We start from the raw sequence: 22,120 nt of genomic DNA, 5'->3' as shown, positions 1-22,120 counted from the left end.
TTCTTAGCGCGCCGGCACCTCACCTAGTCGGCGCACAACAGCCTGTAAAGGCTGCTATTACTTTCTCTTAATCAGGATTACTTGTGTTGAATACTTTACGAATCAGGCAGCGCCTGCTGTTACTGGCGGTGGTTTGCGGCGGCTTTACCACTCAGGCGCAAGCCCAGGCCGAGCCTATTAAGTTTGGCAAAGTCAGCGTAGCGGATTTCACGCCCCAGGCGGCCGACTCTGCCGCTCCGGCGGTGGTGCTTTGTGATTTTGGCGTGTCAAAAGTAGTGGGCGGCGACGATGGGTTTCGCCTGAACTTTGAGCGTACTACCCGCATCCTGATTCGGCGCAAAGCCGGCTATGACTGGGCCACGGTGGAGGTGCCCCTGTATCATCGTGATGAGGATACAGAGCGTGTGAAAGCCTTAAAGGGCACCACCTATAATCTGGAAGGCGGCAAACTGGTGGCCACCAAAATGGGCTCCGAGAGCATCTTTCGGGATAAAGTAGATGAGCAGCATAATACCTGCCGTTTCACGCTGCCCAATGTGAAGGAGGGCTCCATTATTGAGTTTACCTATACAGTAGACTCTGATTTTATCTTCAACCTCCAGAACTGGCAGTTTCAGCATACCATACCCGTGCGCTGGAGCGAATACCGCACCTTGATTCCATCCTACTATAAATACAAACAGATTACGCGCAGCTATTTGCCTTTCACGGTTCAGGAAGAAAAATCAGTGCCGTATTCTACCGTCATAAGAGAAAGTATTGATGGCCGGCTGGACAACAGGGATATTCCTATTTCAACCAATGCCTTAAGCAGCCGCTGGGTGATGCAGAATGTACCCGCGCTGCAGGAAGAGCCTTTTATGACCTCGGCCCGGGACTATTTTTCTTCCATTGAGTTCGAGCTGGCTATTATTCAAAGCTTCAATCAGCCCCCTAAGGACGTAGCCAATACCTGGGAAAAGATTGCAGAAGAGCTATTGAAAGACGAGCAATTTGGCCGTGACCTGAATCGCCCCTCCCCTTTAGCGGCCGCAATGGCCGAGTTGCCGGCGCGCTATCCGGAAGCTCAGGCCCGCGCTACCGCCGTATTGGCACAGGTACAGCAAGCCATAAAATACAATAGCGAAGAGCGGCTATACATCAAGACTTCCCTGAAACAGGCCATACAGCGTGGGCAGGGCAACGCCGCCGAAGTAAACCTGCTACTGGTGCAGGCGTTACGGGAAGCTGGACTCCAGGCCAATGCTTTAATTTTAAGTACCCGCTCACACGGCCACATCCTATTGGACATGCCGGTGCTGGCCCATTTCAACTACGTGGTAGCGCACGTGCGCCTGCCCGATGGACGGGACTTTCTGCTGGATGCCACCGAGCCGCTGGTTCCGGCTGGTATGCTGCCGGAGCGCTGCCTGAATGGGCAGGGCCGCCTGATAACGGATACCCCGGCCCAAAACCGCTGGGTATCGCTGGCGCCCGCGCAGAGGCATACTGTATATACCAAGGCCGACCTTACCCTGGCCCCCAATGGTGCGCTGCAGGGCAAAGGCCACTGGGAGTGGGCTGGCTATGCGGGCCTGGAAGCCCGCGGCACGGGCACTACCGACCTGGTGCGCGCTATCCGCCAGCAGCTAGGCGACGAAACCACAATTCCTGCCCCGGCGCAGCCGTCCGGCACCGATGTCAGCAAGCCCCTGGCGCTGGATTTGCCCATTCAGGTATCCGGGAGCGAAGACGGGGCCGTTGGCACTATCTACCTCTCGCCTATGAAGCAGTTTGGCCTGACGAGCAACCCGCTCCGGGCGGAAAGCCGCTATTTCCCGGTGGATTTCGGCATGGGCCGCGACGGAACACACATTATTACCATTACGCTGCCTAAAGGCTATACCGCAACCGAGCTACCCAAGGCCCAGGTGCTTACCCTGCCCAACGGCGGGGGTCAGTTCCAGTACGGGTGTGTGCAGCAGGGCAATACCATCAGCATTACCAGCCGGCTAAGCTTGCCCAAAGCCCAGTACCCTGCCGCTGAATACAGCGCGCTACGGGAGCTTTACGACCGGGTAGCCGCTAAGCACGCCGAGCCTCTGGTGCTCAGCAAAGCCCCCGGCACGCAGCCCTAACCGCTGTTTTACCCGGCTTCCTTTGCTTTATCCTTCCTTTATTTTCTTTTTATGACAACACGCTTACTCCTATCCTGTGGCCTGGCAGCCGGCCTTATCCTGACAAACTTTACCCAGGCCCATGCGCAGGCTGATCCTATTAAGTTCGGGAAGCTGGACCCCAAGGATTTCGACGCCAAAAACTTTGTGGCTGACAGTGGCGCCGAGGCCGTTATTCTATGTGATTTTGGCCGCTCCCGGATTGACCACCAGCCCGAAGGCTTCCTGGTAGTTTTTGACCGGGTTACCCGCATCAAGATCCTGAAAAAATCAGGCTACGACTGGGCTACCGTCCGCATTCCGCTTTACAAAAAGAATTCGGATGAGGAGCAAGTGAAGGGATTGAAGGGCTTCACCTATAACATGGTGAACGGCGAGCTGGTGAAGGAAAAACTCGAATCATCGGGCATCTTCTCCGAGCAGGTAGATGCCAACCATTCCGTACGCAAGTTCACGCTGCCCAACGTGAAGGAGGGTTCCGTAATTGAGTTTACCTACTCGGTTACCTCTGATTTCGTCTACAACTTCCAGGACTGGCAGTTTCAGCAAAGTATTCCGGTGCGCTGGAGCGAATACCGGGCGAACATTCCGGAATACTTCAACTACAAGATGCTGATGCAGGGCTATGAGCCCCTGGCCCTGAATGAGCACCCCATTTCCACGGGCCAGATGACCATCCGCTGGTCGGGCCAGGGGGTAAACGCCCTGAACGGTGAGCGGCAGTCGGCGGGCTCCGAAACCCTGACGCCGCAGGTAACCAACCACCGCTGGGCCATGAAAGATGTGCCCGCCTTCCGCGACGAGCCTTTCATGACCACTCGGCAGGATTATATAGCCCGCATCAACTTTGAGCTGGCCGGGGTCAGAATGCCGGAGCAGCCTTATCAGAACACGATGGGCACCTGGGCCAAGATCAACGATGAGCTGATGGGCAGTGAAAGCTTCGGTATGCAACTCAACCGGGCTGGCTTTCTGAAGGCCGAAGTAGCGGCCATTGTAGCAAAATACCCCAACCCGGAGGAGCGGGCCTTTGCCCTGGTAGAGCTGGCCAAGCGCAGCATTGCCCACAACGGCGACGATGAGCTCAGCTCCGACAATGGCATCCGGAAAGCCTTTGAACAGCACCGGGGCAGCACCGCCGATGTAAACCTGCTCTTAATTGCTTTGCTGCGCGATGCTGATCTGGTGGCCAGCCCCCTTATTCTCAGCACCCGCAACCACGGCCGCATTGATGAGAGTGTGCCGCTGATTAGCCGCTTTAACTATGTAATGGCGCACGTGGCGCTACCCGAAGGCAAAGAACTGCTGCTGGACGCTACCGATGCCCTGGCCATGCCGGGCCTGCTGCCCGAGCGCTGCCTCAATACCCAGGGCCGCCTGATTACCAAAAAGGCCGCTGATGGCCGCTGGCTGCCGATTGCCTCTGCCCAGCGCTACGTGCATTTCCAGATGGCCCAGCTGGTACTGGATGAACGCGGCGGCCTGAGCGGGAAAGTGCATGATGAGCATGGCGGCTACCAGGGCCTGCATGCCCGCACCAAGCTGCACGCCGATGGCGAGAAGAAGTACGTGGAGAACAACTACCTGAAGCCCCATGACGGCTGGGAGATATCGAAATATACTTTCCAGCAGAAAGACATGCTCAGCAAGCCCCTGGCCCTGGATCTGGAAGTGAAAGTGCCCGGCGGCGAGGCCGCAGCTTCTACCATTTACCTGAGCCCCATGCGGTATTTCGGGGAAAGCCGGAACCCCTTCCTGCTGGAAAACCGCCTCTTCCCCGTAGACTTTGGCGCCGCCCACGATGAAACGCTTATGCTCACGTACACGCTGCCCGCCGGCTACGAAGTAGAGGAGCTCCCTAAAAGTTTGCTGGTAAGTCTGCCTGATAATGGTGGTCGGTTTCAGTACAGCGTTACGCCCGGCCCACGGGCCTGCAGGTAGTTAGCCGCATTAGCTTCAGCAAGCCCTCTTACTCCGCCGAGGAGTACGCCCACCTGCGGGAGTTCTACAATCATATTGTGGCCAAGCACGCCGAGCAAATCGTGCTTAAAAAGAAATCCTGATATGCGGCACTTTCTTCTTTTGATTGGCCTACTGGCAGTTTCCGGGGTTGCTGAGGCCGGGCCCAACCTGCGTTATCCGGTGGCCGCTATGCCGGCTGCCCTGCGCGAAAATGCCCACGCCGTGATACGTATGTACGAGCATACCTTCACGGTAAAATCGGCGAAACAAGCGGTGAATACGCTGCGGTTTGCTATTACCGTGCTGGATGAGCAGGGGGATGACTACGCTACGGATGTCGTAAACTACGACCGGTTCACGACCGTGAACTACCTGCGCGGTACGGCTTACGATGCCAATGGCAAGGTATTGCGCACGTTGCGCTCAGCCGATATTCAGGATGTAAGTCTTTCCTCCGGCGTTAACCTTTCTGATGATAGCCGGGCCCGGGTAGCGCGCCTGCAGCAAGGCAGCTACCCCTACACGGTAGAGTTTGAGGAAGAATTTATTACTTCTAATACCCTATTCTACCCGGTGTGGCGGCCGCTGCTGAACACGCACTTAGGGGTGGAGCAGTCCCGCTTTCAGGTGTTGATGCCTGCTACGTTGCCGGCCCTGCGCTACCGGGAGCTTAACCTTCCGGCCGGGGTGCAAACCAGGCATCAGACGATGGGGGACCAAACGGTTCATGAGTGGAGCGTGGCCAACCTGCCCGCGCTGGAGCTGGAAGCCTATAGCCTGCCTGCGCGGGAGCTGTTGCCCGCTGTATACACGGCCCCTTCCCAGTTTGAAGTGCAGGGCCACGCCGGCGACTTATCTACCTGGGCAGGCCTGGGCAAATGGGAATATCAGCTAAATGATGGTCGCAACGTACTGCCCGAAGCCGTTACCGCCCGCATGAAAGAACTGGCCCAGCGCGTGCCGGACGTGCGGGAGCGTACCCGGCAGGTATACGAATTCCTGCAGGGCAGCACCCGGTATATTTCCGTGCAGCTGGGTATTGGCGGCTGGCAGTCGGCGCCGGCTACGGAGGTAGCCACCCGGGGCTATGGCGACTGCAAAGGCCTTTCTAACTACGGCATGGCGCTGCTGCAGGCGGCCGGCGTGCCCTCCTACTGCGCCCTGGCCGGCGCGGACCAGCCTGATATTCAGACGGACTTCCCCAGCAACCAGTTCAACCACATGATTCTGTGTGTGCCCCTGGCCCAGGCCGGCCGCCGCGACACAGTGTGGCTGGAATGCACCAGCCAGACGGCCCCGTTTAACTATCTGGGCGACTTCACGGCGGGCCGCCATGTGCTGCTGCTCACGCCGGAGGGCGGCCGCCTGGTGCGCACCCCCGTGTACCAGGCCACCGACAACACCCAGTTCCGTCGCGCTAATGTGCAGCTGGATGAGCAAGGCAACGCCAAAGCCACCGTACGCACCCGCAGCGCGGCGCTGCAGCAGGATGATCTGGCTGCCTACATGCATAACCTGACGCCCGAAGACCAGAAGAAACGGGCCTACGGCCGCATTGGCATTCCCAGCTTTACCATCAGCCGCTATAACCTGGCGGCCGCCCCGGCGGCCCCGCTGCCGGCCATGGTGGAAACCCTGGAGCTGACGCTGCCCCGCTATGCCACCATCACCGGCAAACGGGTATTTGTGGTCCCTAACCTGCTCAATCAGTCGGCCCCGCCGGAGCCTTTGCTGGGTGAGCGGCAAACGGATATGTGGCAAAGCTTTGCGTTTGTGGATGCTGATACGGTGCACCTGCGCATGCCCAAAGGCCTGCAGCCCGAAACCATGCCCGCTCCCGTGCAGCTCACCTCCCGCTACGGCTCCTATTCGGCCCAAACGCAGGCTCTGCCCGATGGCACGGTGCAGTACATTCGGCGACTGCAGCTTAACCGCGGCCGTTTCCCCAAAGCCGAGTACCCAGCTTATCTGGAGTTCCGGCGTAAAATCAGCAAAGCCGACCGATCAGCCCTGGTTTTATTGAAAACCGACGTCTGATTTCCGGCTTTTACTCTGGCTTGAAGGCGGCCCGTTTCCTGCACAGGAAGCGGGCCGCTTAACGTATGGCCAGGGGTTGCGGCTGATTACGTACTTTGAAGCTCTTTTTGCCTGATGGTGCTCTGTTTATGACGTTTTCTGTAGCCTGCTCCGCTCCGCACCAAGTTGCGCGGGTGTTTCTTGCTGCGCTCCTGCTGGTGCTGGGCTGGCTAGTGCCGCCTCTGGCCCTGGCTCAACGGGTGCTGTGGGCCGATGCCCCCCTGCGTGCAGCCGCCAGGCACCCCGTGGCTAAAGGCCTAGGGCGCTACCGGGTGGTAGAATTTCAGCTTGCTACCCTGCAGCAGGCCTTGCAGCCGGCCCTGGCAGCGGGCCAGGCCCAGGCGCGCGGCGCGGCCGAGGTGGTTATTTCCCTGCCGCTGCCGGATGGCACTTCGGGCCGTTTTCGCCTGGCGGCCGTTCCGGTGCTGCCGGCAGCGCTGGCCGCCCACTACCCGCAAATTGCTACCTATATGGGTCAGGGACTGGATGATGTAACCGCTACTGCCCGCCTGGACCTGACGCCGGCGGGGTTTCACGCCCAGATTCTATCCACCACCGGCACTACGTATATCGATCCGGCGGCGCCCGGCTCCGCTACGCATCTGGTGTTCGACCGCACAGCTATTGTGGCGTTGCCGGCACCCTGCTACACGGCGGCCCCGGCCCGTCTGGCAGCAGGGAAGCGCGGCCAAACCAAACGGCTTACCTCCGGCGAGCAGCTCCGCACCTACCAGATTGCGGTGGCCTGCACCGGAGAATATACTCAGGCAAAAGGCGGCACCCGGGCCGGGGCGCTGGCAGCCATTGTTACCTCCATTAACCGGGTTTCGGGTATTTATGAGCGGGAGCTGGCCATCCGGCTCACGCTGGTGCCCAAGGAAGACTCTATCATCTACCTCAACCCCGCTACCGACCCCTACACCAACCAAACCGACGACAACTCGCTCAACACCAACCAGCGCACCATTGATAAGCGCATCGGCGAAGCCAACTATGATGTGGGCCACCTTTTTACTACTGATGGCGGCGGGCTGGCTCTGCTGGGTGTGGTGTGCCTGAACGGCGAAAAGGCCAAGGGCATCACCGGCCTCTCCAACCCCACCGGCGACGCCTTCGACGTGGATTTTGTGGCCCATGAAATCGGGCATCAGTTTGGGGCCAACCATACCTTCAATGGGAATACCGGCAACTGCAGCGGTGCCAACCGGGAGGCGCAAACGGCCTACGAGCCCGGCAGCGGCAGCACCATTATGGCCTATGCCGGTATTTGCGCGCCCCAGAACCTGCAGCCCAACAGCGACCCTTACTTTCATACCATCAGCCTGGAGGAAATTATTGCCTACACCACGCAGGGCACCGGCAATTCCTGCGCAGCGGTAACCAGCACCGGCAACCACGCGCCCACGGCTAATGCCGGTGCCCGCTACCTGATTCCGGTGAATACCCCTTTCACGCTCACCGGCGCCGGCACTGATGCTGATGGAGATGCCCTGACTTACAGCTGGGAGCAATTTAACCTGGGGCCCGATGGTTTCCCGGACCTGCCCAGCGACGACGCGCCTATTTTCCGGTCGTTTCTGCCTGCCAGCAGCCCAACACGCACGTTTCCCCGGCTGCCTGACATTCTCGCTAATCAGCATACCATCGGGGAGCTGCTTCCCTCCTACGAGCGGCAGCTGCTATTCCGGCTCACGGTGCGCGACAACCGCGCCGGCGGGGGCGGCATTGCTACCGATACGGTGAGCATTCCGGTGATAGGTACGGCCGGTCCGTTCAAGATAACCGAGCCCTCCGGCGCGCAGACGTGGCTGGCGGGCTCGCCGCAGCTCATCCGCTGGGATGTAGCCAACACTGACCAGACCCCCATCAATACGGCGGCCGTTTCTATCCGGCTTTCTACGGATGGCGGGCTTACTTTTCCGGTGACACTAGCTGCCAACACGCCTAATGATGGCCACGAAACCATTATCCTGCCCGCCGCCACCAAAGCCACTACTAATGCCCGCATCAAAGTAGAGGCCGTAGGCAATGTGTATTTCGATATATCCGATGAAAGCCTGAGCATTCAGGTGCCCAGCGGGCCTGCGTTTTCCCTCAGTCAAACCGAAAACGCCCCCACCGAGCTAAATCTATGCCCCGGCACTACCGGGCAGGCCAGCCTGACGGTGAGTCCGCTCAATGGCTTCAGCGGGACGGTTAACCTGGCCGCTACGCAGCTGCCGGCTGGCGTTACAGTGTCCTTTTCTCCTGCTCAGCTCACCGCTACCGGCACAACTGTTGTCACGCTGAACATACCCCTAACCTTGGCGTTGGGCAACTATTCGGTTACCATTGAAGGTACCAGCGGCTCGCAAAAGCGGGGATATGTGCTACGCTTTTCTGTGCGGCGGGCGGTAACGGCGGTGCCCACTTTGCGCACCCCGCGCACCAGCCCGCAGGGCACGCTGCCCCTGTTTGCCTGGTCACAAGTAGCCCTCGCCCAAAGCTATGAGCTGCAGGTGGCCAATAACCCGGAGTTCACTAACCCCGAGCTCAGCACTAGCTTATCTGATACGGCCTACGTTCCTCAAAATCCGCTATCGGAGCAAACCACCTATTACTGGCGCGTGCGCGGGGTAGGTTCGGAGTGCGGCCCCGGACCTTATTCTGCAGTGGCTTCGTTCAAAACCGGTGCTATGGCCTGTGCCCGTTATGCCAGCCTGGATGTTCCGAAGCCTATGCCAGCGGCCGGGACCGTCAGCATTACCTCTGTTATCCGGGTTTCTACTGATGAGCTGATTGCCGATGTGAACGTGCGCGACCTGCGGATTTCGTATCCGAACCTAGGCGACCTGACCGTGGAGCTAACCGCGCCTTCGGGCCGCAAAGTGCTGCTCACGGAAGCCCCCTGCCCCGGCAGTGCCAACCTGCACGCCAGCTTCGATGACCAAGCCACCAGTGCCATCAACTGCCCGCTGAATACCGGCCAGACGGCCCTGCCCCAAACTCTGCTCGCGCGCCTGCAGGGCCAGCCCGCCAACGGCAACTGGACCCTAACCATCCAGGCGCCCCAGGCCCAGGAAGGCAACGCCCTCCTGGGCTGGACGCTGGAGCTATGCACCGTGCAGGGCTCGGGTACCATTTCGCTTTCTACTACTGATCCGCTGGCCGGGGCCTCAATTTTCCCCAACCCGGCACCAGGAAATATCTATCTACAACTGGAAAATGCCAGGGCGGGTACGCTACAGGTAAGAGTGCTGGATGCGCTGGGACGGCAAGTGCATGATACCAGCTTCAACAAAGCTGCCAACCCCTCGATATTTCCGCTTCACCTCTCACGGCTTGCAGCCGGCCTGTATTTCGTGCAGGTACAAGCACCGGATGGAAAAATAATTACGCTTCGCCTGCTAAAGCTTTAGCGCAATGAAACTATGCCTGTCCGTCCTGACAGTTTGATGAATCCTTCTTCAGAGTGGAATTGGTCAATCATATTTTAAAGGATTAACTCGACCAGCAAAAAGAGGAAATCAATTTCCTAGTTAACTGAGGTGGGCACGTAATCCAAGGGCAGGGCTTCACCAACTTTTTCAAAGGCCCAGTAGCCATCCACCATTAGGCTCAGCGGATTGCTTAAATAACCGTTCGACAGAATAACAGCTTCAGGGCCCAGCAGCCACAGCTGCGATACTTCTTGTACCTCCTGATAGGGCAAGCTGCCAACGGCCGTGCCAGACTTTGCGGTGCTCCATTGTTTGCTGGAGGCCTCCTGCACGGCGTTGCGGCGGGCATTGGCCATGCGCATTACATATACATTATCGGGCTTTTCTCCTTGGTAGGTCACCCGCAAAGAGGCGGGGAACTGCAACTTCACCCGCCCCGATGCGGCATCCTCCGAGCGCAGCTGCGAGGCCATTAGGGGCTGCTTATACACCCGGACGAGTATGCTTGGCTCAGGTGAGAATACCTGCGCTAAGGAGTCACCGGCGAGGGCGGCCCGCTGCTTTGCGGCATCCGAGCTCGGCTCGCTCACCAGGGTCTGCACCACGTAGCCTTCTTCCGGCAGGCGGTTTTCGCGCACACTGCGCAGAAAGTGGGGCAAGGAGCCGAGGTAGGCCCGGCGGCGGTTTTCCTGCCAGCGCTGCTGCTGCTGAACATCGGCACTTTGGAGTTCCTCAAATACGGGCGCCCCTACGAACGCGAGGCGGTTGAAATGGTAGTTTACCTTGAAATTGAACTGGTGATAGGTAATGCGGTACCCCAGGGCCTGGTTTACTATCCGTAGGTTGCGGGGCGCCACGGCCACCAGCTCGCCGCTGCCAGGGTCGTTGATGACTACCACATCCTCCGGGTTTTCAATGCGGCACTGCTTCGAAAAAGTAGTAGTCCCGATAAACTGAGCGATGAATTTCTGATAGTCGGCGCGGCGGTTTTTGCCCGGTCGTACCACCACTTCGCTTAGTTGCGCGGCCGGTTTCAGGCTTACCCGAGGGAGTACAGTGGGACCTTGTAAGTCTAAGGTCCTCTTGTACAGCTCGTAGCCCACGAAGGACACCACTACCTCATATTGCCCGCCCGGAAACCCGGTCAGGGTAAAATGGCCAGTAGAATCGGTGGCGGTACCGTGCGTGGTGTTGGCCAGAAACACGGTGGCAAAGGCGAGCGGCTGCCGGGTGCTGGCATCGAGCACCTGTCCGGTCAGGTTCACTTGGGCCCTGGCCGGCAGATATCCGAACACCGCTGCCAGAAGCAACAACAACACAGCAGAGAACCGGAGCATATGGTTAGTGGGAAGAAGTAAATTCAAACCGTATAGTACAATAATTCTGCGTTATTTGTATAGTCCTTTAAGAGGCTGCTCGACTTGTTTTTATGAAACGCCCGGGCCTAGTCCCACTGGGTATAACCCTTTCTACTTGCTCCTTTGGCCCATCTATACCGCCGGCTCAGCCTGGCTTTCGCTATTCTTCTCTTAGTGGTCATTTCTGCTTTTCAGCTGCCTGCGGAAGACGGTATTTTACAGCGCATCGCCAAAAGCCTGGTTACGTTTTACGGCACTTCCCTGCCTGAAAAAGCCTATCTGCACCTCGACCGGCCTTTCTATGCCAGCGGCGAAACCGTTTGGTTTAAAGCCTACTTAGTGGAGGCCGATTCCCACCGCCCCGACACGCTCAGCAAAGTATTATATGTCGACCTGCTTTCGCCTCAGCAACGTGTAGTGGCACAGCGCATCCTGCGGCTGAGCGGCGGCTTGGCCCACGGCGACATTGCCCTGCCCGACACGCTGGCTACCGGCACCTACCAGCTGCGCGCCTACACCAGCTGGATGCGCAACGCGGGCCCGGCCTTTTTCTTCTCCCTGGCCTTACCCATTGCCCGAACGGCGGCCCAACCCGCCAGCCCACCGGCGGCCAGCGCCCCCGTCGACCTGCAGTTTTTTCCTGAAGGCGGCACCCTCGTGGATGAGCTGGAAAGCGAAGTGGCCTTTAAGGCTGTGGACGGACAAGGCCACGGCGTAGCCCTGCAGGGCACCGTGCTCGATGAGCAGGGCCAGCCCGTGGCCAGCGTAAACTCCCGCCATGCCGGTATGGGCTCCTTCCGCCTCACCCCGGCGCCCGGGCAACGGTACCGGGCTGTGGTGGTGTTGCCGGGTGGCGCCAAAGCAGAGTACACTTTGCCCACGAGCCAGCCCACCGGCTATACCCTGCACGTGAGCGAAACGGCTGATGATTTTGTCGTGGTTCTTCGCCGCCGCATAGCCGCCGGCGCCGCTCCTGCCGGCCCCGCCCTACTACTGGCCCAGGTGCGGGGCACGGTAGTCTTTGTGGCCCAGGCACCTCTGCCTGGGACGGCGGCCATCACGGCCAAGCTGCCGAAGGCCAAATTTGTGCCCGGCCTCGCGCACATTACCTTGTTCGACGAGCAGGGCACGGCCCAGTGCGAGCGGCTGGTGTTTATACCCAACCCGCCGGGCATCCGCCTCACCCTGACACCTGATAAACCGTCTTACGCGGCGCGTGAAGCGGTGCGCCTGAAACTAACTGCCACCGATGCCGCGGGCCAGCCGGTAGCCGGGGCGTTTTCTGTGGCCGTCACGGCGCCATCTCCCGCCTTTGCCGATGGCCCCACCATCGTATCACACCTTTTGCTTAGCTCCGACCTCGCCGGGCCAGTCGAAGACCCGGGTTACTATTCTAAGGAGCCCCAAACTCCGGAAATCCGGCGCGCCCTCAACGACCTGCTGCTAACCCAGGGCTGGCGGCGCTTTGTCTGGAAAGAGCTGCTGGCCGGGCAAATGCCGAGCCGGGAGTTTGCCCTCGAACAGGGCCTGAGCGTGAGCGGCCAGTTGCTGGCAGCCGCCGGCCAGCCCGCCGGGGGCCGCCAGGTAGCGTACCTGCAAACCAACCCGTCGCGCGAAGCGCAGATGCAAACCGATGCCAGCGGGCGGTTCCTGTTTCGCGGCCTTGATGGCCTGGATACTACGCACGTCATGCTGCGGGCCCCATCCAGGAAAGGCGAAGAAGCGCTGCGCATTCGGCTGGTGGCCTCACCTCCGGCCCAACCCTTGCCTAACGCCCTGCTCCCGGCTATGGGCATTTCCACGGCCCTAGACGAGTACGCCCGGCGCAGTACTCAACAGCAAGCCTTGGTGCGAAGTGCTAATATGGCACAGGGCAAGAGCATTATGCTCCAGGAAGTAAGCGTGCGCGGGACACGGCCCCGGGTGGTTCCGGATGGAGTAACGCGGCCCTACTCTAATGCCAATGCGGTGGTGCTGCAAGTGAAAGACGATGTAATAAACGAGAGCAAGACGCTGGCGCAATACCTGGCGGGGCGCGTGGCGGGCGTTGCCGTTACGGGGAACAAGGTCAACATCCGCCAGGCATCTACCCTGCAAAAACAAGGTGGCGGCGACAATTTGATTGAACCGCTGTTCCTGATTGACGGCGCCATCGTTTCGGGTGAAGCCTTTGCGTCGTACCCGCTCCGGGAGATTCAAACTATTGACGTAATGAACCAAAGCGCGGCCGGCCTCTTCGGCTCGCAGGCGTACGGCGGGGTTATTGCCGCGTACTCCCGCCAAGGCAAGTCCGAGCCCGCCAAGGACCCCAAAGCGGCCTTCAAGGCGTCCCGTGGGGGCTTTATCTCCTTTCAAATGCCGGGCTACTACCGGGCCCGCGAGTTCTATGCCCCGCGCTACGAAGCGGCGGCTCCGGCTCAGGGCCCCGACCCGCGCTTTTCTACGCTCTACTGGGCCCCGGAGGTGCGCACCGACGTCCGTGGCCTGGCGCAGCTCTCCTTCTTCGCGGCCGATGCCGGGGGCACCTTCTCAGCTGTTGTAGAGGGCATAACATCCCAAGGCACCCCTATGCGCGGAACTACGACGATTATCGTACGAAGTCCTGCTAAGTAATTTACCGGGTGGTGGAGCGTAGTTTTGGCGGAGCCGCTTGGCCCGCGACCAAAAGCACTTGGCTCTAACCATGCAGCAATTTCATTTTCTTGCCTTCATCGGCCTAGTGTCAGCAAAAGGTGTTTTGCAACCCATCAACTCGTAACAGGCTCCAGTAAAATAAAGTACAGCATCCTGCCTTACCGCAAAAAGCCCTTCCTCAGGTGTGAGGAAGGGCTTTTTGCGGTAAGGCTCACGAGCTACTATTGCGGCCTAAAGTCGATACCGGAGCTGGGCTTTTACCTCAGAGCGCTCTGCTCCCTGGATTTCCTCCAGGCCGGAACCTACGGTTTCCACGTCGCGGTAGCGGGTGGTGGCGTAGCGCATCCAGAGGGTGAGGTGGCGGTTCATACGCACTTCGGCCAGCAGATACATGCGGGTGCCACGGCCACTCAGGCCTGGCACGGAAAACGCGTAGAGCACGTCCTGCTCAAAGGCATACTGGCGCGTATCAAAGTTATCGGTATCGAAGAGGGCGTAGCGGGCACTCAGGCGGAGCGGGCGGCCAATGGCCACGGAGGCATCCTGGGCCAGCAAAAAGCCGGTGCTGGTGGGGCCAGTGCCTTCGCGGTAGCGGGTGCCTTGCACGCGGGTGCGCAGACTGAAGGCCGGCGTAACTTCGGTATTGAAGTAGGCCAGCAGGCTATGGCGCACGGTCGGCTCCGGGTCGGGCGTGAGGCGGTTGGCGTCGGTATCGGAGTCGTAGGGCTTGGTGCGGGCGCGAAACTGGGCGTAGAGCGTGCTGGTTTTGGTGGGCTGAAAGGTGAGGCGCAGTAGCCAGTCGTTGCCGTGTGAGGGGGCACCCACCCGGTATTTCAGCCAGGGAAAGCTGAACTGGTCGTAGTACGCCGATACTTCCCAGCGGGCAACAGGCCTTACTTTCAGGCCCAGATACAGGCCGCTTTCGTTGATGTTGCGGGTATTCTCGCTTAGCGCCAGCCCGTAGAAGGTGTGGAAGTCGCGGGCGTAGTAGCGGTACAAAATGGAAGCATCTACGTTGGAAGCCAGGCTGGCCAGCAATCCGTTTACGGTACCAATGCCGCCCCCTGATGAGCGGGCCGTTTCGCCAAACACGTTCCAGTTGCCGCGGGAGTAGCCGTAGTGCGCCCCTACTATCAGGTTGTCCTTCCCCTGAAACTCATAGGCGTTATAAGGCTCATCGCGCTTCTGAATGGCTTTATCGTAGTGCGTATTCACGGCCGTCAGGCCCACGGTCAGGCTACCATCGGTGCTCTGAAAGCCGATGTTGCCGCCCCCAATGGTTTCCTGCAGCGCCTTACGGTTAGCCAGCTCGGAAGCCGTGCGGTGAAAGCCCGTGAGTACAATGCCCGACGAAAACTCATCGAAATCAGCCAGAGAATCCTGGGCCTGCTGCACGTTGGCATCTACCCGCTTGCGGGACAGAAAGCCGGTGGCCTGAATTTGTTTGGTGAGCGAAGCCGTAGCGGCGGCCCCGCGGTAAAAAGTACTTTCCAGCACGGAGGAATAGGCGCGCACGCCTAAGCTGCTGCGCCGGATGGTGGTAATGGTTTCGGCACCCTTGCCCACCTGCAGGCCTGAGGAAAGCACCAGCCCCTGCCCAAACTGCAGCTGATAGTCGCCCAGGGCCAGGGTTTTCAGGCGGCCGCGCTCCTGCAGCAGCATGTGCGCCGACAGGAAATCGGGCCCGTAGCGACGCTGGCCGGGATTCCAGGCCAACTGCTCGCCGGCATCTTTTTCGGCTGTGAAGCCAAAGCTAAAGTCGCGGGTGTGGCTGACGCGGTAGCGCATCATGAGCTTATCCGGGGAGCCCGCGTAGCGCGAGGAGGTAGTGCCGGTGCTGCTGGTTGTAGGTTCAGAATAGCCTTTGCGGTCCTGCAGCACCCGCTCGTAGCGGAGAAACAGGGCGTTATTATCTTCCTTATACACCCGCTGCCACAAGGGGCCCCGCGCCGCGTTGGGGTTGGCATTTACTACCGTGACAAAAGGGGCTACCCGGTAGATGGTGCGCAAGTCAAACGCCGGAATACTTTGCAGCTCATAAATGCTGAGCAGGGAGCCATACTGCTTGCGGTGCTCCAGCAGGGAGGCTATCTGCTGCTCCCGCAGCAACAGCAAGGAGCGGAGCTCCTCGGCGCTGGCCGTATTCAGGTTCAGCGGCGTTTGGTAGTACTGCAGCAGGGTTTCATACAGGTCCTCGTAGGGCACATCGTCGCTCTGAGGCTCGGCAAAAAGCTCCTGCACCAGTCGGTCCAGGTCGGCGGGCGGGCGCACGTATTCCTGGGCCTGCGCCCGAGTGCTCATCAGCAGCAGCAGAGCGGCCACGCCGGCCAGGCCGTGTAAGGGTCGAAACAGTTTCATGGCTCGGCGCGCTTATTTAGCCTCCAGCCGGAAACCGGCCGAAATATGCTGGCTCAACCCCAGCGACGAATGCCACGCGCCGGCGTAATCAATACGGAACCGACCGGCATGGAAGCCCGCCCCGCCCGTTACCTGCTCCGATACGCCCAGCACGCCCACGCGCAGCGCCAGCGCTTCCAGAGCCTGGTATTCTATACCCGCGCGGAAGTCGGCGGCGTGGTCTACGTCTTTTTCCACTTCGGCATTCAGCATTACCTTTTCGGTGGGGCGGTACGAGAGGCCGGCTTTCAACACGGTAGGCACCCGCTCGTCTTCGTACTCGGCCAGCTTGGCCTGGTTGAGGTTATAGAGGGAAGCGCCAAACACCAGCTTCCGGGGAATCAGCTCGGCCTGCGCGCCCACTGAAGCCGCTACGGCCCGACGGCTGCCCAGCCCTTCTATGGCCACCTGCAATACATCGGCGCGTACGCCCACACTCATCACGCCGGTGCGGTAGGCATAGCCCAGGCCCACGCGCTGCTCATTGTAGAGCTTGTCGCCGAAGCGCTGAAGCTCCAGACCCGCTACGCCGTAACGCGGCTCCTCGCCGGTGAGGCGGCCCAGGGGAGAGGCTACTGCCAGCCCCACGGTATTGAGGGAGCTGATCAGAAACCGGTTTTCGGCATACACGCCCACCTCGGGGCGGGTAAGCTGGGAAAGGCCGGCCACGTTGTTGCCCAAAGCCCAAACATCAGAAAGCGTAACGGCGGCATTGCCCATGCCGGCGGCCCGCGCGCCGTGCAGCCCCGGACCATTTCCCTGCGCTAAACAACACTGTGATATCAAAAAAAGCCAACTTACTAGTAGGTAGAGTTTTCCCATACTGGAAAGGTACAGGGCTATTTAAGCTTGTACAAGCGGGCAATTAGATATTTTCGACGAGCCCTTATGCCAATAGATTTTCTGCTAGCATCCGGCCTATGGCCTGGGGTTAAGCAAGGGGTCCAGTTTCTATATTATCAGGGTTGTGAAAAGAGAAAAACAGGCAGTTTATAGCCTTTATAATAGAAAAAACTGTACATTATATTTCTCTCCGGATTATGGGTGCTGCACCTGAACCCGCACCCTGAATCAGCCGGGAGCTTACGGTATGTTTGTTCGTCTGACCAGCATGAGTTTTACCCCCGACCAGATTGAGGGAGCCAAGAAAGTTTATGCCGAGGAGATTGTGCCCATTGTGCGGGGGCAGAAGGGCTGCCTTGATATTATGCTACTGGAACCCCTTGTGGAAACCGATGCCCATATTTCCTGTACCATGTGGAACAGCAAAATAGAAGCCGATGCGTACGAGACCAGCGGCGTTTATCAGCAGATGGTAAATAAGCTGACCAATAGTCTGACGGGACAGCCTAAACTAAGATCGTACTACGTTCAGCATGCCCGGTATCCGGAAGTGCCCAAAGCCTAGCTGTTTAGTTGCGCCTTTAATTTTAAGAAGCCCATTTTGATGTGAGAACGGGCTTTGCCTTTGGTAGGCAAGCCGGGCAGGGCGGCCGCTTCCGGGAACCCAAACTTCCATAAAAGGCTTTCTTTTGCGTAGTTGAGCCGTTCCATCCATCGGCTGCCGGAGTAGTTGCCTACCATGAATTCTCTCTTCCGATTTCTTTTTCTGGGGCTGGTCTGGGTGTATCGCCATCTGATTTCGCCCCTCACGCCCGCCAGCTGCCGCTACACGCCCACATGCTCGGCCTACGCTACCCATGCCCTGCAGAAGCACGGGCCCTGGCGGGGCGGCTGGCTGGCCCTGCGCCGCATTGGCCGCTGCCACCCCTGGGGCGGCCACGGCTACGACCCGGTACCCTAAAGGCGCCGTTTTGCGTATAGCTGCTTATGCCTCTACCCAATGGTAGGGGCTTTTTTCACGCTGATACTTTGCCTGATGCGCGTTCTGTTTAGTTATTCACTGGCTGCCCTGCTGCTTTTTGGCAGCTGCTCGCAAGCCCAGAGTGAGAAGTCGCCCCACGAGCCCAAGGGCTCTTCCGGCAAGAAACACAAGAAAGAATCCCTGGAAAACCGCTTTACCGAAGCCGCCGTGCCGGGTCTGAAACGTCTGGGCCAGTTGGAAGGCGTGCAGGAAAGCTCCGGCCTGGCCCTGGGCCAGCCGGGTACCTACTATACCATGGGCGACCAGGGCAACCCGCCTATACTCTATCAGGTTGATGGGGATGGAAAGCTGCTGAAGGAAGTACGCCTGAGCGCCACCAATGAGGACTGGGAAAGTATTACGCACAGCCCCGATGGTACCCTGTTTGTGGCGGATGCCGGCAACAATAATAACTCCCGCCGCGACCTGACCATTTACCGGGTAAACCCGGCTCAGCCCGATGCGGTAGGGCAAATCCACTTCACCTACCCCGATCAGCAGGAATTCCCGCCCAAAAAGAAACAGCGCAATTTCGATTGCGAAGCCTCCGTATGGCACGATGGGCAGATTTACCTGTTCACCCGCGACCGGGGCAGCAAGGCCATCAGCAAAGTATATACTGTGCCCGATAAGTCCGGCACCTATACCGCCCGCCGCGTGGCCAGCCTTAGCATTCCCGACGAAGTAACCGATGCCAGCATCAGCCCCAATGGCCGCCAACTGGTGCTGATGGGCAGTGAGCAAATGTTTGTGTTGAAAGGTGCCTCCCTGAGCAGCCTGCTGAAGGCCAAGCCCCGCCGCATAGCGCTACCCGGCGCCGGCCAGACAGAAGGTGTTTTGTTTACCGATGATCAAACGCTGCTGATCAGCTCTGAGCAGGGCAGCCTCTATCAGTATAAAATGCCCTAAGCGCTGCCAACCTGCCTGCAGGGCTCATTTGAACTACTTACTGCCCGGAACTCATAGAGTCCTGCAGATGGTTAGGTTCGGATGGGCCCTGTTTCTTTGCTACCTTCACCGGCTCAAACCCTCACCCGTGCGGCCCGGTAAGTGACCGGCTGCGCAACCAATGCCCTTCTATGGCTGACCAAACCACTCTTACCGGCCTGCGCGCCGGCGTGCTGCACGGCGACGAAGTGCAGCAGCTCTTCGACCACGCCAAGGCGAATGGCTATGCTCTGCCCGCCGTGAACGTAACCGGCACCGATACGGTAAATGCCGTGCTGGAAGCGGCCCGCGACCTGAACTCGCCGGTTATCATTCAGTTTTCCAACGGTGGTGCCCAGTTCTTTGCCGGCAAAGGCCTCGCTAATGATAAGCAGCAGGCCAGCATTGCCGGCGGCATTTCGGGGGCCCAGCACGTACACCTGCTGGCGGAAGCCTACGGCGTACCCGTGATTCTGCACACCGACCACGCCGCCAAGAAGCTCCTGCCCTGGATTGATGGCTTGCTGGAAGCCGGCGAGAAGCACTTCGCCCAGTACGGCCAGCCGCTGTACTCCTCGCACATGCTGGACCTCTCGGAGGAGCCTATTGAGGAGAACATCGAAATCTGCAAAGAGTACCTGGAGCGCATGGCCAAAATTGGCATGACGCTGGAAATTGAACTGGGCGTAACCGGCGGCGAGGAAGACGGCGTAGACAACTCTGACGTGGATTCCAGCAAGCTCTACACCCAGCCTTCGGAAGTGGCTTATGCCTACGAAGAACTGAGCAAGGTGAGCCCCCGCTTCACTATTGCCGCTGCTTTCGGCAACGTGCACGGCGTGTACAAGCCCGGCAACGTGAAGCTGCAGCCCGTTATCCTGAAAAACTCGCAGGATTTCGTGAAGGAGAAATATAGCCTGACCGATGAGCGCCCCATCAACTTCGTGTTCCACGGCGGCTCAGGCTCGTCGCAGGAGGAAATCCGTGAGGCTATCGGCTACGGCGCTATTAAGATGAACATTGACACGGACCTGCAGTGGGCGTTCTGGGACGGTATCCGCGGGTACTATCAGAAAAACGAAGGCTTCCTGCAGAGCCAGATTGGCAACCCCAACGGCGAGGACTCGCCTAACAAGAAATACTACGACCCCCGCGTGTGGCTGCGCAAGGGCGAAGAAAGCTTCATTGCCCGTCTGAAATCGGCGTTTGAAGACCTCAACGCCGTGAACCGCCGCTACTAGTTTTCAGCGTTGGTTTCAAAACAAGAAGGCCCGCTCTCAGCTGAGAGCGGGCCTTCTTGTTTTATGCTCTATCAGAAATCGTTACCGGGTTTTTACGGCGGCCTTATTGGCTTCTTCCTCGCTTAAATCCCGCACGGCATAGCCGTAGGGGTTGTTGGGCCACTTACCGGCGCGCAGCAGCACATACACGCCCAGCAGAATCAGCGGAATGCTCAGCAGCTGGCCCATATTGAACTGCAGGTTGTTTTCGAAATCCACCTGATTTTCCTTTAGGAACTCTACCAGGAAGCGGAAGGTGAAGAGCAGCACCACGAACAAGCCGAAGAGCAGTCCACGAGGGGTGCGCTCCTTGTATTTGTTCCAGAGCCAGTACAGCAGCACCAGCAGGAATACACAGAACAGGGATTCGTAAATTTGGGTGGGGTGGCGCGGCACGGTGGTATGCTCAGCATCGCGCGGGAAAATGAAGGCCCACGGCACATTGGTAGCGCGGCCCACAATCTCAGAGTTCATCAGGTTGCCCAGGCGGATGCAGGCGCCACCCACGGCCACTACAATTACAATGCGGTCCAGCACCCACAGGTAATCGAACTTATGCCGGCGGCTGAAAAGCCACAAAGCCAGCAGAATGCCGATAGTGGCGCCATGGCTGGCCAGGCCGCCGTGCCATATCTTCAGAATCTCCCAGGGATGCTGCTTATACGCGGCCCAATCGTAGAAAAACACGTGGCCCAGGCGCGCACCCACCACCGTACCGATAATCATGTACAGCGTAATAATATCCACCCACTGCGCCGAAACCCGCTCGGTGCGGTAGATGTGCGTGAGGATGAAAGAGCCCAGCACGAAGCCCAATGCAAACAGCACGCCGTACCAGCGCAGGGTAAGCGGCCCTAGTTGGGCAATGATGGGCGAAACATCCCAGGTGATGTAAGCAAGCATAGGTAGTATGGTTACGGGAAGATGAGAATAATTCAAAGGTACTCAGACAATCGGCTTACAGCTTTACAAACTACTTTCCTTCGCCGGTAGCTTGCCGGTAATGAGGTGTTATTTACCGATAAGGTGGGCCTCATACCGGTTGGCACTGTCTGCTGCATGCAGGGTAATATCGTCTCCGCTAAGCATCAGCACTATGCCCAGCATAGCAGCATAGGCGGGCCAGCGAAACCAGGCCCGTACCGCTGGGCGCACCCCATCTGCCTCGCTGACAAGCCGCGCACATACCCGACTGTAAAAGTAGGGTCGGGGCTGGGGAGCTGGCTGGGTACGCCATTGGCGCAGCAGATTTTCCCATTCATCATCGGCATTTGGGCGAGCGGCTGAATCAGACATGGCGGAGGGAAGGTTGAAGATGGTTGCGAAGCGTTTTTCGGGCACGGAACAACAAAGATTCTACGGCAGGCACGGTGGTATTGAGAACGGCAGCTATTTCCTCGTAGCTCAATTCCTGCTCATGGCGCAACGTAAAAGCCACCTGTTGCTGGTCGGGTAATCGGGCAATATGTGCAAGCAAAAGCTCTACCTGCTGCCGGCCTTCCAGTTGCGCCTGCGGGTGTTCATTGTCAGGCGGCTCGTACAGTACATGATTGTCAAACCCTAGCAAGCTGGTGAAATACGCAAAGCGCTTCTGCGCCTTGGCCCGCTGCCGGTTTTTCAGGGCCCGCGAGGTTGCCAAGCGGTAGAGCCAAGTGCTTAGCGCTGCCTCACCCCGAAACCGGCCAATGGTTTGGTGAACTTCCACAAAGACTTCCTGCGCCACATCTTCCGCCTCTTCCGGTGACCGTAGCAGGGCCAGTGCCGTGCGGTAAATACGGTTTTGGTACCGTTCCACCAAGGTGCGAAACGCCGCCTCACTGCCCCGCTGCAGTTGTGCTACCAGCTCGGCATCGGCGGAAGCCTGGGTGGGCTGCGCAAGAGGCAGGGATGGTGGAACAGCAGGCAGTAGAAGGGTATACACCGGTAAGGCGAGAACTGAAGAATAGATACGGCACCTGGTCAGTCTCCGGTCATGGCCGCCAGTACTGGGGTACACAAGCTTAGGCCCAGTCAGAGTAAAAAACTTGCGCTAATTCTTTTAACTATT

The 22,120-nt window shown here is 58.9% G+C and carries 16 protein-coding genes; 10 read left to right on the top strand and 6 right to left on the bottom strand.

The window, feature by feature from the left end:
• The first annotated feature begins 86 nt into the window (after positions 1-86).
• The 5 genes from PK28_RS05660 to PK28_RS18870 all read left to right on the top strand — a co-directional run bounded on the left by PK28_RS05660 (position 87) and on the right by PK28_RS18870 (position 9,592).
• The gene (locus tag PK28_RS05660; RefSeq protein ID WP_044512287.1) at positions 87-2,117 is read left to right on the top strand and encodes a DUF3858 domain-containing protein; all 2,031 of its coding nucleotides are present in this window, start codon (positions 87-89) and stop codon (positions 2,115-2,117) included.
• 51 nt (positions 2,118-2,168) lie between these two features.
• Entirely contained in the window at positions 2,169-4,097 is a 1,929-nt protein-coding gene (locus PK28_RS05655) for a DUF3857 domain-containing protein (protein WP_044512286.1), read from the top strand.
• Entirely contained in the window at positions 4,088-4,219 is a 132-nt protein-coding gene (locus tag PK28_RS21365; protein ID WP_502213707.1) for a DUF3858 domain-containing protein, read from the top strand. The genes PK28_RS05655 and PK28_RS21365 overlap by 10 nt, the downstream gene beginning before the upstream one ends.
• 1 nt (position 4,220) lies before the next feature.
• The gene (locus PK28_RS05650) at positions 4,221-6,155 is read left to right on the top strand and encodes a DUF3857 domain-containing protein (protein ID WP_044512284.1); all 1,935 of its coding nucleotides are present in this window, start codon (positions 4,221-4,223) and stop codon (positions 6,153-6,155) included.
• Between the two features lie 128 nt (positions 6,156-6,283).
• On the top strand, positions 6,284-9,592 hold the full coding sequence (locus PK28_RS18870; protein WP_048825636.1) for a reprolysin-like metallopeptidase: 3,309 nt from the start codon (positions 6,284-6,286) through the stop codon (positions 9,590-9,592).
• Positions 9,593-9,708: 116 nt separating this feature from the next.
• Here PK28_RS18870 and PK28_RS05640 read toward each other — a convergent pair whose 3' ends face one another.
• Complete coding sequence (locus PK28_RS05640) at positions 9,709-10,950, bottom strand: carboxypeptidase-like regulatory domain-containing protein (RefSeq protein ID WP_082016973.1); 1,242 nt, start codon at positions 10,948-10,950, stop codon at positions 9,709-9,711.
• Positions 10,951-11,094: 144 nt separating this feature from the next.
• Between PK28_RS05640 and PK28_RS05635 the strand changes: the two genes are divergently transcribed.
• Positions 11,095-13,584, top strand: a complete 2,490-nt coding sequence (locus tag PK28_RS05635) for an MG2 domain-containing protein (protein WP_044512280.1) — start codon at positions 11,095-11,097, stop codon at positions 13,582-13,584.
• Between the two features lie 252 nt (positions 13,585-13,836).
• Here the strand turns inward: PK28_RS05635 and PK28_RS05630 are convergent, their stop codons facing one another.
• Positions 13,837-15,963: a helix-hairpin-helix domain-containing protein gene (locus tag PK28_RS05630; RefSeq protein WP_044512278.1), complete on the bottom strand. Its 2,127-nt coding sequence runs from the start codon at positions 15,961-15,963 to the stop codon at positions 13,837-13,839.
• A 12-nt stretch (positions 15,964-15,975) separates the two neighbouring features.
• Positions 15,976-16,788 carry a PorV/PorQ family protein gene (locus tag PK28_RS05625; RefSeq protein ID WP_156126257.1) on the bottom strand — a complete coding sequence of 271 codons (813 nt, stop codon included), beginning with the start codon at positions 16,786-16,788 and terminating at the stop codon, positions 15,976-15,978.
• Positions 16,789-17,092: 304 nt separating this feature from the next.
• Between PK28_RS05625 and PK28_RS05620 the strand changes: the two genes are divergently transcribed.
• From PK28_RS05620 to fbaA, 4 genes are all read left to right on the top strand, one after another.
• Positions 17,093-17,410: an antibiotic biosynthesis monooxygenase family protein gene (locus tag PK28_RS05620; RefSeq protein WP_156126256.1), complete on the top strand. Its 318-nt coding sequence runs from the start codon at positions 17,093-17,095 to the stop codon at positions 17,408-17,410.
• Between the two features lie 174 nt (positions 17,411-17,584).
• A complete protein-coding gene (gene yidD / locus PK28_RS05610) occupies positions 17,585-17,806 on the top strand; it encodes a membrane protein insertion efficiency factor YidD (RefSeq protein ID WP_044512272.1) in 222 nt (73 codons plus the stop codon).
• Positions 17,807-17,881: 75 nt separating this feature from the next.
• Positions 17,882-18,775 (top strand): SdiA-regulated/phytase-like domain-containing protein, encoded by an 894-nt coding sequence (locus tag PK28_RS05605; RefSeq protein ID WP_156126255.1) that lies wholly within the window; start codon positions 17,882-17,884, stop codon positions 18,773-18,775.
• 170 nt (positions 18,776-18,945) lie between these two features.
• Positions 18,946-20,034 carry a class II fructose-bisphosphate aldolase gene (gene fbaA / locus PK28_RS05600; protein ID WP_044512269.1) on the top strand — a complete coding sequence of 363 codons (1,089 nt, stop codon included), beginning with the start codon at positions 18,946-18,948 and terminating at the stop codon, positions 20,032-20,034.
• Between the two features lie 81 nt (positions 20,035-20,115).
• Here fbaA and lgt read toward each other — a convergent pair whose 3' ends face one another.
• From lgt to PK28_RS05585, 3 genes are all read right to left on the bottom strand, one after another.
• Positions 20,116-20,976 carry a prolipoprotein diacylglyceryl transferase gene (gene lgt / locus PK28_RS05595; protein WP_044512267.1) on the bottom strand — a complete coding sequence of 287 codons (861 nt, stop codon included), beginning with the start codon at positions 20,974-20,976 and terminating at the stop codon, positions 20,116-20,118.
• A gap of 108 nt (positions 20,977-21,084) precedes the next feature.
• On the bottom strand, positions 21,085-21,369 hold the full coding sequence (locus tag PK28_RS20350) for a hypothetical protein (RefSeq protein WP_156126254.1): 285 nt from the start codon (positions 21,367-21,369) through the stop codon (positions 21,085-21,087).
• Positions 21,362-21,994 (bottom strand): RNA polymerase sigma factor, encoded by a 633-nt coding sequence (locus PK28_RS05585; RefSeq protein WP_082016972.1) that lies wholly within the window; start codon positions 21,992-21,994, stop codon positions 21,362-21,364. Before PK28_RS05585 ends, PK28_RS20350 begins: the two co-directional genes overlap by 8 nt.
• Between the last annotated feature and the right edge of the window lie 126 nt (positions 21,995-22,120).

This window comes from Hymenobacter sp. DG25B (assembly GCF_000801315.1).
Taxonomy (GTDB): Bacteria; Bacteroidota; Bacteroidia; order Cytophagales; family Hymenobacteraceae; genus Hymenobacter.
This window is presented reverse-complemented; position numbering and strand designations above follow the sequence as displayed.

Coding starts and splice junctions, on each gene's coding strand:
- PK28_RS05655 (WP_044512286.1), top strand. CDS start 2,169: ATGACAACACGCTTACTCCTATCCTGTGGCCTGGCAGCCGGCCTTATC.
- PK28_RS05650 (WP_044512284.1), top strand. CDS start 4,221: ATGCGGCACTTTCTTCTTTTGATTGGCCTACTGGCAGTTTCCGGGGTT.
- PK28_RS18870 (WP_048825636.1), top strand. CDS start 6,284: ATGACGTTTTCTGTAGCCTGCTCCGCTCCGCACCAAGTTGCGCGGGTG.
- PK28_RS05640 (WP_082016973.1), bottom strand. CDS start 10,950: ATGCTCCGGTTCTCTGCTGTGTTGTTGTTGCTTCTGGCAGCGGTGTTC.
- PK28_RS05630 (WP_044512278.1), bottom strand. CDS start 15,963: ATGAAACTGTTTCGACCCTTACACGGCCTGGCCGGCGTGGCCGCTCTG.
- PK28_RS05620 (WP_156126256.1), top strand. CDS start 17,093: ATGTTTGTTCGTCTGACCAGCATGAGTTTTACCCCCGACCAGATTGAG.
- yidD (WP_044512272.1), top strand. CDS start 17,585: ATGAATTCTCTCTTCCGATTTCTTTTTCTGGGGCTGGTCTGGGTGTAT.
- PK28_RS05605 (WP_156126255.1), top strand. CDS start 17,882: ATGCGCGTTCTGTTTAGTTATTCACTGGCTGCCCTGCTGCTTTTTGGC.
- fbaA (WP_044512269.1), top strand. CDS start 18,946: ATGGCTGACCAAACCACTCTTACCGGCCTGCGCGCCGGCGTGCTGCAC.
- lgt (WP_044512267.1), bottom strand. CDS start 20,976: ATGCTTGCTTACATCACCTGGGATGTTTCGCCCATCATTGCCCAACTA.
- PK28_RS20350 (WP_156126254.1), bottom strand. CDS start 21,369: ATGTCTGATTCAGCCGCTCGCCCAAATGCCGATGATGAATGGGAAAAT.